This is a genomic window from Dysgonomonas sp. 37-18, from assembly GCF_001899125.1.
In the GTDB taxonomy this organism is placed as follows: Bacteria; Bacteroidota; Bacteroidia; order Bacteroidales; family Dysgonomonadaceae; genus Dysgonomonas.
This window is the reverse complement of record NZ_MKVC01000019.1, coordinates 1-12,587: the sequence shown is the minus strand read 5'-3', so window position 1 is coordinate 12,587 and position 12,587 is coordinate 1. Positions and strand designations below refer to the sequence as shown.

Genomic DNA, 12,587 nt, shown 5'->3' with positions numbered 1-12,587 from the left:
TATTCTGTCTAATAAAAACGCTCAAATCTTTTATACCTTCCTTTTTGACAATACAAGCCTCTGTTTGTTGTCGGTTTTTATCCTTCTGGAACATTAAAATATTCACATCCACAGTGGCTTCATCAAATACATTAATACCTGCAAAGTCCACTAATAATACAGGATTTGTCTGCTCCACAAAATATCTGCGCATACTTTCTCCATATCCTGCACGCATCCATTTATTAGACGTAATGAATGATAAAAAGCAGTTTTTTCGAAGAATATTATTTCCTAATTCGTAGAACAAGCAATAGATATCTCCTGTACGTTCAAAGGTTTCAAATTCCATTTTTTGATAGATATCTGTTATCTCTCCCATCGACTGAAGCTGAATGTACGGTGGGTTGCCAATGATAGCGTCAAAACCAATAAAATCACCATCCTCATTTAATACTTCTGGAAATTCAATACGCCATTCAAATGCATTTTGAAATATTTTATTATTTTTGATTTCTTCAATAATAGCAGAATATTTTCCAACAGCATTTTGAGCTAAATCTATTTTCTTTTGTAAAGCTTTTTTTTCTTTGGGTGTTCGCTCAAATAAATCTGGTGCTGTTAAATCGGATAATTCTTTTTTTGCTTTAAACAAGGATTTACTATTCTTATCGTTTTTGCTAATTTCAGTTTTTAGATTAGTTTTAATCTCTTTAATAAATTGTTCTAAACGTTTTTTATCTTGCTTATTGTGGGCATTCCTATAATTATTAACAGCCTCTTTATATTCTAAAATCGATATATTCAGCCCTCGAAGAATCGGTTTTAAATTTTCGTCTAAGCCGAAACGACTAATTAATGAATTTCCACATTTGATATTAATATCAATATTAGGTAGAGTTTCTAATCTATTGGTCTTAGTTATGTAATAGGTATGTTTCAAAAGTTCGATCCATAGACGAAGTTGACAGATCTTTACAGAATTTGGATTAAGGTCAACACCAAATAGGCAGTTTTCAATTATGGTTTGCTTCTCATGAAATAATGTTTCTTGTACACGCTGACTCTCGTGATGGTGAGGGTTGTACTTGAATATACCATATTCATTATCGCTGACTATCAACTCATCATTCTCTACACTAATCTTATAGCCTCTTAATAATTTCCCTTCTCTATCCGTAAGAATACCGAGTTCTGATTTTAAATAGATCATTTCATTTAGACTTGAAACTAAAAAATGACCTGATCCGACAGCTGGATCACACAACCGAATAGAATTGAATATCTCATTCGCTTCTTTTATATCTGAGATTTTATTATGTAGATCTATGATTGTTTTGCATTCCCAACCTTTAGTCTCATTAAATTTTTGTATAACAGTGCGAGTTATAGTATCCCTACACATAAACATAGTAACAAAGCTTGGAGTAAAGAAAGAGCCATCTTTGTATCCGTTTATTTTTTCAAAGATCAATCCAAGAACAGACGCTGATATCAATGCTTTATCTTCCTCTTGTATATCTTCTGAACTTTCACTGCTAAAATCATAGGCATCAAGAAATTTCAATAAGTATTCTAAAGGAGTAAGCCTCTTATCAACTTGTCCTTTAATCTTCAATACAGATTTAGAGTATAATTCTATTTTTGCTTTATCTTGAAGTCCGCTAATCGCAATAGTATAACCCTCTAATTCCGTTGGTTCGAAAAGAGAGCTATTCAGATATGGAACATGAGAGAATTTTTCTTTTAAATTTCCATCTCGCCGCTCGTCTTCTTTGCGAGCTAATATTTGAAAGAATAAACTATTTAAATCATCATACCCTTCAATTTTATCAGTTGAAAGAAAAGAATATTTTTTATTCCCGTCGTGATATTTAATAATTTGAGCTTCTAGCAATTTTAAAAACAGGACTCGATTGACCCACGTAATGCTTAAGTCTAGAGCTACATTATATAATTGGTCCTCATAGGTGTTTCCATATTGTTTTATGTTAGATAGCATAGATAATTTATCCATCGCATCTAATTCGTTTATCGCATTTTCAATAATTGAACCATTATCCCTTTTTCCTTGAGACTTTCGAACAATAAATTTTTGAGACTTTTCTTTGACCTCTTCTAAGCCAAGTATATGTAAAAGCTCTGCATAAAACTCTTTGTTTAACTCATTATAATCTTTAGCAAAGGATAGTTTGAGTAAATGAATCGGAGATAAAAACTTATAAAGAGCAATTAGTTTTCTATCGTCCTCCTTATCCTTATTACGCATAATTTTATCATAATCCCTAATATCAAAATGAGTATATGGGATTTGATCTTTCACTTTCTCTATTTGAGGCGATGCGATCTCCTTGTAAAAGTGGTTTGTAGATGAATCATCCGAACGTTTATTTTGGAATTGTTCAAATAAGTCTACAAATTTCTTATCATCATAGAATAGTTTTTTGAAGTCTTGAGCATCAAAAATAAACCACTCGTTGATATTCGTAATAATTAAATATCGTAGTTCTAGATTCTTGTTTGCCTTACGTTCTCTGAGATAATAAAGAACCAATTCTTGAAATGCTTTAGCATTGAGGTTTTCTTTGCTGATCATTTCACTCTTGTTAGTTGGCTTCTTTACTTCTATCAAGACGCCAACAGGTGATTTAGTATCTTTCTCGTTATGAATAACTAAATCTGTTCTACCATATGTATTAATATAGTGATTGTTTTTATAGTAAACGGAATTTAGGAAATCTATAATTAGGTTTTTATGAAACTCCTCCGATTCAGTATCGTTTATTTTATCCAACAGAGAAATAAACTCTTGTTTAAACAATTCTATTTCTTTGCGATCCGGTTTTTGTTTTAAAAATGCTGGATTTAAAGCTTGTTTAGGAGTTTTCATAATATTGTATGATATATAGATACGTTTTTATTAAACACAAAAATATAACATATAAAATGTAAAGTATCCTTTTTGTTTAGAAATATGTAATGAGAGCATGTGAAGAATAAAGCCAGAAAGAGGAGGAGTTTTTTCAATAAAAGATATAACTTTATAAACTCTATATTATAAAATACTGCATTATGAACAGTCTTTTTGTAAATTTATTAGAAGAGCGGGATATAAAACCAACAGCTATTCGCATACTGGTACTAAAAGCTATGCTTGAATTTGACAGAGCATTTAGTTTGTCAGATTTAGAATCTCAACTTGACACGATAGATAAATCTACAATATCAAGAGCAATACATTTATTTCATGAGCATCAATTAATACATAGCTTCGATGATGGCTCAGGTTCTGTTAAGTATTCTGTATGTAGTCGAGATTGCCATTGCAGCATTGAAGATATGCACGCTCATTTTTATTGTAATTATTGCAAAAAGGCATTTTGCCTGGATAATATATCTATTCCCGGATTTCAATTATCACCCGTTATGCAAATAGAAAGTGTAAATCTTGTAATTAAAGGATATTGCGGCCAGTGTAATAAGCTCATTAATTCATGATATTTGTTATCTACAATCCTTTTTTCAATAAATATACAAACTTAAAACCTTTCTTTAACAAATAATAGAAGTCTGCAACTGAGTTGCATAAATTTATTTTTATATTTGTAGCATAAAGAAAAACAAAATGAGACCATTTGTCTTTATAATAAGTATTTATTTTCTGTGTCTTGCCTTGCTTCCATGCAATTGCAATATACAGACTATAGATTCTTTACAAGATAAGACAGAACAAGTTTCAACAGCTCATAGTGAAAGCGATACTGCTCAGGAAATATGTACTCCGTTTTGCGCATGTTCCAGCTTTCACAATCCCAATTTTATAGCAAAAAATAGCTTTGACCTGCGAAATATAGATAGTACTCCGGTCAAGAAGATTGCTATTTATAATGAAAACCAAACTTCATCTCATCTGGATAGTCTTTGGAGACCCCCTAAGGCTTAAAATATAACATTCTTGTATCCAATTTGATACGTCTAAAGGTAGATGTATCGTACAATCCTATTGTTATATTTTAATATTCAAATTATGTTTCAAAAACTGATTAAATTCTCGATAGAGAATAAATTGGTAATTGGAGTCATGACTGTAGCCCTCATTATTTGGGGGACTTATTCCCTGTCTCAATTACCATTCGACTCTACCCCTGATATCACCAATAATCAGGTGCAGGTCATTACTCAGGCTCCATCCTTAGGAGCACAGGAAGTGGAGCAGTTTATTACTACTCCCTTAGAAATGGCTTTAGCCAATATTCCCAAAGTTATAGAAAGAAGAAGTATCAGCCGAAGTGGCTTATCCGTTATAACCATTGTATTTAAAGAAGATGCTGACATTTATTGGGCACGTCAGCAGGTAGACCAGCAACTAAAAGAAGCGGAGGAAGTTATTCCTCAAGGAGTAGGTAAGATTAGTTTAGCTCCTATATCTACCGGATTAGGAGAGATCTATCACTATACAATACGGGCAAAAGAAGGCTATGAGGATAAATACAGTATATCTGACTTGCGTACCATGCAGGATTGGATCGTTAGAAAGCAACTCTCAGGCACAGAAGGTGTAGCAGAGATAAGTGGCTGGGGAGGTTTTGTAAAACAATACGAGATAGCCATTAATGCGGATAAACTCAATGCTGTAAATATAACAATCCCTGAATTGTATACTGCACTTGAAAACAATAACGAAAATACAGGAGGGAGCTACATTGAACAATACAGTAATCAGTATTTCATACGAGGGTTAGGTATTGTCAAGTCTTTGGAAGATATAGAAAAAATACCGATTAAAACAGTCAATGGTACTCCTATCCTTGTTCGGGATGTAGCAAAAGTACAGTATGGAAATGCAACACGCTATGGTGCTGTAACCCGAAATGGAGACGGAGAAGTTGTTGCAGGTATTACCCTGATGTTGAAGGGTGAAAACTTTCAAGAGGTAATAAAAAATGTAAAAGAGCGTATGGCTCAGGTACAAAAGAGCTTACCGGAGGGAGTCATTATTGAGCCGTTTATTGACAGGACACAATTGGTAGACAGAGTAACGAATACTATTACCAAAAACCTGATAGAGGGAGGATTGATCGTTATCTTCATTCTTGTACTTTTCTTAGGGAATTACAGAGCCGGATTGGTAGTAGCTTCCGTAATACCACTATCTATGCTGTTTGCATTTGGTATGATGCGTGTGTTTGGTGTAAGTGGAAACCTGATGAGCCTCGGAGCTATCGACTTCGGATTGATTGTGGATGGGGCGGTCATCATTGTCGAGGCCGTCTGTCATCATATAGGAGTCATGAAAGACCGATATAAAGGGAGGTTGCTGACACAGGCAGAAATGGATCAGGAAGTATTTGATTCAGCTTCTAAAATAAGGAATAGTGCCGCATTTGGAGAAATCATTATCATGATTGTTTATATTCCACTTTTCACTTTGGTCGGTATAGAAGGTAAGATGTTCAAGCCAATGGCTATGACAGTGTTCTTTGCCATATTGGGTGCATTTATTCTATCTCTAACTTATGTGCCTATGGCAAGTGCGTTGTTTTTAAGTAAGAAAACTGAGCACAAGCGGAATATCTCAGATAAGCTAATGGATAAGCTTAACAATTTCTATCGTCCTATTATAACCAAAAGCTTGAATTGGAGCAAAACTCTAATCATAAGTATGGTTGCACTGTTTGCAGTCAGTGTATTCATGTTTAATAGAATGGGTGGCGAATTTATACCTAATCTCGAAGAAGGCGACTTTGCGGCAGAAATAAGTATGGCTCAGGGAACATCCTTGTCACAGATGATTAAAAGCTGTTCTCAAGCTGAAAAAATACTCAAAGAACAGTTTCCTGAAGTAAAACAAGCCGTAAGCCGTATTGGTAGTGCCGAAATTCCAACTGATCCGATGCCTATTGAACGAGCGGATATGATGATTGCTTTAATTCCTAAAAAAGAATGGACATCAGCCAAAACCAAAGAGGAGCTGATGGAGAAGATGGAAAAAGCTATCGGAGAGATACCCGGATTAGGAGTGGAAATGACACAGCCGATACAGATGCGAACCAATGAGTTAGTGACAGGTATTAAACAGGATGTAGCCATTAAAATTTATGGGAATGACCTGGAAGTACTTAGCTCATCAGCCAATAAGATAGCCTCTTTGATAAAAAAAGTAGATGGAGTAAGTGATCCGTTTGTTGAAAAAGTTACCGGATTACCACAGGTTCAGGTTACTTATAATCGAGATCAATTAGCGAAATATGGTATATCAGTCAAAGATGCCAATATGGTACTTAAAACAGCATTTGCCGGAAATGAGGCTGGATATGTGTTTGAGGAAGACCGTAGATTTGATTTAGTATTAAGAATGGATAATGATCTGAGAAATAATATCTCTTCATTAGAAAATCTATATCTGCCCCTTTCATCAGGAGGAACAATCCCTCTTTCTCAAGTGGCTGAAATTAAATATGAAGATGCACCTGCACAGGTAACACGCGAAAATGGAGAGAGACGAATTTATGTCGGATTTAATGTCAGAGGACGTGATGTCCAAAGCACTGTGTTTGATATTCAGAATATATTAGACAAAGAATTCAAACTACCGGCAGGATATTATTATACATACGGAGGACAATTTCAAAATCTGAAAGAAGCAAAAGACAGATTGATGGTTGCCGTTCCATTAGCATTGTTATTAATACTCTTTCTTCTATATGCCACATTGAAAAGTGTAAAAGAGTCCTTGTTTGTATTCTCTGCCATACCACTTTCGGCTATTGGAGGTATCTGGGCTCTATGGTTACGTGACATGCCTTTCAGTATTTCGGCAGGTGTCGGGTTTATAGCTCTGTTCGGTGTTGCGGTATTAAATGGCATTGTTCTGATTGGGCAATTCAACATATTTGAAAAAGAAGGGATGACAAACATTCGTGAGAGAGTAATCGAAGGGTGTATGCTGCGCCTTCGTCCGGTAATTATGACTGCGCTTGTCGCATCATTAGGATTCTTACCAATGGCTTTATCTACAGGCGATGGAGCCGAAGTGCAAAGGCCTCTCGCAACAGTGGTAATAGGAGGATTATTAACTGCAACGGCTCTAACATTGGTTGTGTTACCTTCTATCTATAAAACATTTACTAAAAATAAACAGGAATGAAAACAAAAATAATAATATCGACTATTGTATTCATAACAATGACTGTTGTTTTAGCTCCGTCTTTATTTGGGCAAAATACAACAAAATCATTGGAGGAATGCATTCAATCGGCAATAGATAACAACCTGACCATGAAGTCGGGTCGTATCTCAATTGAAAGAGCAAAAGACTTGCAAGGCACAGCTTTTAATATTGATAAAACAAGCTTTTCGTTAAGTCAGGACCCAACATCAGGAGGAAGCCCTGATAATAGCATATCATTAAGCCAAAGTTTTGAGTTCCCTACAGTGTATGGTTCTCGCAGAGGCTTATTGAAAGCCGAAACGAATCTGGAACGAAGTAATTTGGACGTTACACGCAATGAACTTGTAAAAGAAATATCAGCAACATATTATCAATTGCTTTATGCAAAGGAAAATATCAAAATATTACAGGAACAGGACCGTATTTATGGTAAATTCTTATTCCTCGCCAATGCAAAGTTGAAATCAGGGGAAACAGGACGTTTGGAACAGATGAATGCTGAACGACTCTATAATGAAAACAGAATTGAGTTACAAAAGGCTGAAAAGAATTATCAGAGCATACAACTAATCTTACAACGCTGGATGAATACGGATGAGGCAGTCGAACCTGTTGAGCCGACTCTGACTGTTTTGGATGCAGTCTATCCTTTTAATGATTTCAATCCGGAGCAAACACCACTTGGAGAGGTTTATGCTAATAAAAAGATCATAAGCGAAAAGAACCTCAGTGTGATTAAACAAGGATATCTGCCCAGTTTCAATTTTGCATTGAAAAACCAGTTTCTTATAAAAGGTTTTAACCCGTATGATTTACAAAGAGAACGTTTTGACAAAGGTAATTTCATGGGATTTGAAGTAGGAATAAGTGTTCCTCTATTTTTTGGAGAACAAAGAGCCAAAACAAAAGCTGCTAAAAGAGAAGTCGAAATAGCAAGGGTTCAGCAGGAAGAGGTTATGCTTACTATGCGTAAGAATTATCAGACTTATCTGAATGAATATACCAAGGCTAAAAATGCTTTGGACTATTATTCACTTCGTGGCAGCAAACAAGCAGAAGATATAACACGGATATCACAGGTTTCATATGAAAAAGGAGAAATAGATTATGTCGAGTATATCCAGAATTTAAAGACCGCAGTAGAGATACATTTGCTATATGCAAATGCTATCAATGACTACAATCAAACAATCATTATGTTAAACTACCTGCAAGGAAATAAATAACAAAAAATTATGAAAACAATATATATAGCGATAATTGCTTTGTCTCTTATATTTTTAGGGTCATGTGGACAGAAGCCTAAAAATGAGGCTGAAAAAGAAAAAGAAGGTACAGAAGAATCTCATGGTGGCGAATCGGTAGAAGTAGAGCTAACCGAATCACAAATGAAAGCTGTGGATATTCAACTTGGCAAAATTGAACAGAGAGACTTAAATAGTATTATTCGAGTAAATGGCGAAATGGCCTTGGATCCACAGAAAAAAGCGGAGGTAACCTCTTTGTTAGGAGGGATCATCAAACAGGTAATGGTGATTGAAGGTCGAGCCGTGAGTGCCGGACAAGCTGTAGCCTATCTCGAAAATACGGAAATAGTGGAGTTGCAAAAGAATTATCTGACAACTAAAAAAGAGGCATTGATTGCCGATCAAGAATACAGAAGACAAAAAGATTTATCCACTCAAGGTGCAGGGGTTGAAAAAACTTTGCAGCAGGCAACAGCTAATTACGAGATAACTAAAGCGCAGCTAACAGGTTTGGAAAAGCAGCTAAGACAATTATCCATTAGCCCCGAACAGGTTTCTTCAGGTAATATGGTTACTCAAATTCCGATAAAAACGCCTATTTCAGGAACTGTCAGCAAAATCAATATCAGTACCGGAAGTTATGTCGATATGCAAACACCACTAATGAGTATTACCGATAATGCAGGTATACACTGCGATGTTAAAGTCTTTGAAAAAGATATTAATATGGTAAGAATCGGACAGGAAGTGGATATTACCCTCACCAACCAACCCGGTGTTAATCTGAAAGGTGAGATTTATGAAATCAACAAGTCTTTCGAAGGGGATACCAAGGCAATTATCGTTCATGCAAATATAAAAGGTAAGACAGATATCAAATTGATTCCGGGTATGTATGTTACCGGATTGATTAATGTTGGAAAACAAAAAACTGATGCTGTACCCAATGATGCCATTATCAGCAATGAAGGAAAGAAATACATATTTGTGTTAGAGAAAGAAGCTAATGAAGAAGGTGTAAAAACTTATCATTTTGAAAGGATTGAGGTATTGACAGGTATAAGCGAACTAGGATATACACAGATAACTCCGGTAAATAAACTGGAAGAGGGTGTGACTATCGTTAAAGCTAATGCATTTTATTTAGCATCTATGAGTACAGATCATGGTGAACATGGTCATTAATCTTTTTGAAACATTAAATAATAAAATCACATGAAAGAGATAAAAGCTTTTATTAAACCGTTTAAGGTTAATGATATTCTAAGAGAACTACTTTATGCAGGATTTCCAAATCTTACTGTTTCAATGGCTGAAGGCACAGGGCATTTAAAAAGTGAAGATGCTTCTTTATCCATGAATTTTGCACTTACCAATAGTAAAGTTGCGAAGATTGAGATAGTGTGTAACAATGATGATGTGGATAAAATAATTACGATAATATCAACATATGGTAAAACAGGTAATTCAGGAGACGGTATAATCTATGTCTCTGATGTTGAAAGAGCAATCAGAGTCAGAACCGGATTGCCTGATGACAGGTGGCTTCTTGATTAGTTATTAATTTTTAAAATAGAGTCAAGATGTTGAAAAATGATATTGGAATAAATGCCGGAGTAATATGGCAATTATTGTCTAATGAAGGAGCATTATCCGTAAGACAAATAGGGGAATTGACCGGATATAATGATAAAAACATATGTTTGGCATTAGGATGGTTATCTCGAGAGAATAAGATCCAGTTCATTTACAAAAATGAAATACTCTATCTTGAGTTGAATAGCTCTACGAGTGAAATGTATTATTAAATACTTATAGCAATGAATACAGAGAATAATTATAAATGCACATCTTGCGACTCTACCGAGTCGCAGATGTTTGAAAATAACTGGAAGCAGTATATCCCGGTTTCAATAAGTTTACTTATGCTACTTGTTGGTATTACGATGGATAATTTTATTCCAGATATATTTAACGGCTATCTTCGTTTAGGGTTGTATATTATAGCTTACATCCCTGTTGCCTTTCCCGTTTTTAGGGAAGCCGTTGAAACGATCAAGGAAAAGGATTTCTTTACTGAGTTTACACTTATGGGGATGGCTACACTTGGAGCTTTCATTATAGGCGAATATCCCGAAGGAGTAGCTGTAATGGTATTTTATACGATTGGTGAATTGTTTCAAGATTCGGCTGTGAATAGAGCCAAAAGAAACATTAAGGCATTGCTTGATGTACGTCCTGACACAGCAACTGTTTATAGAAATGATTCATATCAAACAATATCTCCTGAAGAAGTGGAAATTGACGAAGTTATTCAGGTAAAAGCCGGAGAGAAAGTCCCTTTGGATGGAATAATGCTTACATCATCAGCAAGCTTTAATACAGCAGCATTAACAGGGGAAAGCAAACCGAAAACTATTTCAGCCGGTGAAACTGTACTAGCAGGAATGTTGAATCTTGATAAAGTGATCGAAATAAAGGTTGCTAAAAAGTATCAGGATAGTTCTCTTGCCAGAATCCTAGAAATGGTGCAAGATGCAACTTCCCGAAAAGCAAAGACAGAGTTATTGATCCGTAAATTTGCCAAGATATATACTCCGATTGTATTCCTGTTAGCTCTCTTTATAACAGTCATTCCTTATTTTGTGGTGAGCGACTATATATTTAGCGAATGGTTATCCCGTGCATTGGTATTCTTGGTAATCTCCTGCCCATGTGCATTAGTTATTTCTATCCCATTAGGCTATTTCGGCGGAATCGGAGCAGCTTCTAAAGCAGGCATACTCTTCAAGGGAGCTAACTATCTCGATTTAATGACTAAGGTCAATACAGTCGTGATGGATAAAACAGGTACTTTGACCAAAGGTGTGTTCAATGTGCAGAAAGTTGCGTCGGTCGATGAAGATAAGCAAGAGGAATTTGTCGCTATTGTTGCTGCCATAGAGAAATTCTCAAATCATCCCATTGCTAGAGCAATTGTTCAATTTGCAAAGGATTCAGATAATTATACAGCTACAGATGTGGAAGAAATATCAGGGCATGGACTTAAAGGGATCGTAAATGGAGAAGAAGTATTGGTGGGCAATGCTAAGTTGATGCAGAAATTTAATATCTCTTATGACAGAACAATTGAATTTATAGTTGAGACTATTGTGATTGCAGCTATTAATGAAGAATATGCGGGCTATATAACAATAGCGGATGAGGTAAAAGATGATGCACAGGCTGCTATTTCAGATATGCATTTATCTGGAATCAAACAAGTTGTAATGTTGAGTGGGGATAAATCTTCCATAACGAATAATGTAGCATCCAGCCTTGGTATTGACAGTGCCTATGGGGACCTCTTACCTGAAGATAAGGTTCGTCATATAGAGGAACTGAAAACAGAAAAGAATAATGTCATTGCTTTTGTCGGAGATGGAATAAATGATGCTCCCTCACTGGCATTAAGTGATGTTGGAATAGCAATGGGAGGAATGGGGAGTGATGCTGCTATCGAAGTGGCCGATGTAATCATTCAGACAGATCAACCATCCAAAATAGCAACTTCGATTAAAATAGCTAAAGCTACAAGGCAAGTTGTCATACAGAATATAGTATTGGCATTCTCGGTTAAACTGATTGTACTTATTTTAGGTGGTTTTGGTTTGGCTACCATGTGGGAAGCGGTCTTTGCTGATGTTGGGGTCTCTCTGCTAGCAATACTAAATGCGGTCAGAATATTAAAAATGAGGTTCTGAAAGTCTTGTAACTAACACTATTATCGTCATGAGTAAAAAGAGACGTATAAGAAGATTAGCAGCAAGAAAAGAAACTCCATCAAAACTGAATCCCATTATAAAAAGATATCTTTCTCTGATAAGTATATCTATAGGTGCTTTGATGGGAATAATTGTATGGCTTATATTCTTCAGATGTAAGAGTGAACATTGTCCAAATCATTTTAATCCGATTCCATATATGGTAGTGTTTGGGTTTAACACATGGATTATAGCTAATTATATTTTCAGAAAGTAATTTTTCAAAATTTCGTTTGGCTGAACACAACTCTTTAGCTCAGCCAAGCGAATCTTATTTTTATAAAAAAACAATGAATAACATAGGCTCTTTCCTAAAAGTTGTGGAGATATAATTTTTCCTAACTTTGTTTAATGGAAAGTGGCTATGAATTATTATTACCCGAAGGT

At 35.3% G+C, this 12,587-nt stretch carries 10 protein-coding genes; 9 read left to right on the top strand and 1 reads right to left on the bottom strand.

Annotated features, from left to right (window positions below; translation table 11 throughout):
* On the bottom strand, positions 1-2,869 hold a 2,869-nt coding region (locus BGO84_RS07020), incomplete at its 3' end, for an Eco57I restriction-modification methylase domain-containing protein (RefSeq protein ID WP_291028612.1).
* Between the two features lie 182 nt (positions 2,870-3,051).
* On the opposite strand from BGO84_RS07020, the gene BGO84_RS07015 reads away from it, so the two are divergent.
* The 9 genes from BGO84_RS07015 (at position 3,052) to BGO84_RS06975 (ending at position 12,417) form a co-directional block, all read left to right on the top strand.
* On the top strand, positions 3,052-3,477 hold the full coding sequence (locus BGO84_RS07015) for a transcriptional repressor (protein ID WP_006801086.1): 426 nt from the start codon (positions 3,052-3,054) through the stop codon (positions 3,475-3,477).
* Between the two features lie 127 nt (positions 3,478-3,604).
* The gene (locus tag BGO84_RS07010; protein ID WP_006801087.1) at positions 3,605-3,922 is read left to right on the top strand and encodes a DUF6660 family protein; all 318 of its coding nucleotides are present in this window, start codon (positions 3,605-3,607) and stop codon (positions 3,920-3,922) included.
* 84 nt (positions 3,923-4,006) lie between these two features.
* On the top strand, positions 4,007-7,126 hold the full coding sequence (locus BGO84_RS07005; protein WP_083820982.1) for a CusA/CzcA family heavy metal efflux RND transporter: 3,120 nt from the start codon (positions 4,007-4,009) through the stop codon (positions 7,124-7,126).
* Entirely contained in the window at positions 7,123-8,376 is a 1,254-nt protein-coding gene (locus tag BGO84_RS07000) for a TolC family protein (protein WP_006801089.1), read from the top strand. The genes BGO84_RS07005 and BGO84_RS07000 overlap by 4 nt, the downstream gene beginning before the upstream one ends.
* Before the next feature lie 9 nt (positions 8,377-8,385).
* Entirely contained in the window at positions 8,386-9,582 is a 1,197-nt protein-coding gene (locus BGO84_RS06995; protein WP_006801090.1) for an efflux RND transporter periplasmic adaptor subunit, read from the top strand.
* A 30-nt stretch (positions 9,583-9,612) separates the two neighbouring features.
* Entirely contained in the window at positions 9,613-9,954 is a 342-nt protein-coding gene (locus BGO84_RS06990; RefSeq protein ID WP_006801091.1) for a P-II family nitrogen regulator, read from the top strand.
* A 26-nt stretch (positions 9,955-9,980) separates the two neighbouring features.
* Positions 9,981-10,205 carry a winged helix-turn-helix domain-containing protein gene (locus BGO84_RS06985; RefSeq protein WP_006801092.1) on the top strand — a complete coding sequence of 75 codons (225 nt, stop codon included), beginning with the start codon at positions 9,981-9,983 and terminating at the stop codon, positions 10,203-10,205.
* A gap of 66 nt (positions 10,206-10,271) precedes the next feature.
* Entirely contained in the window at positions 10,272-12,140 is a 1,869-nt protein-coding gene (locus BGO84_RS06980) for a heavy metal translocating P-type ATPase (protein ID WP_306540389.1), read from the top strand.
* Positions 12,141-12,168: 28 nt separating this feature from the next.
* A complete protein-coding gene (locus BGO84_RS06975) occupies positions 12,169-12,417 on the top strand; it encodes a hypothetical protein (RefSeq protein WP_006801094.1) in 249 nt (82 codons plus the stop codon).
* Positions 12,418-12,587: the final 170 nt, after the last annotated feature.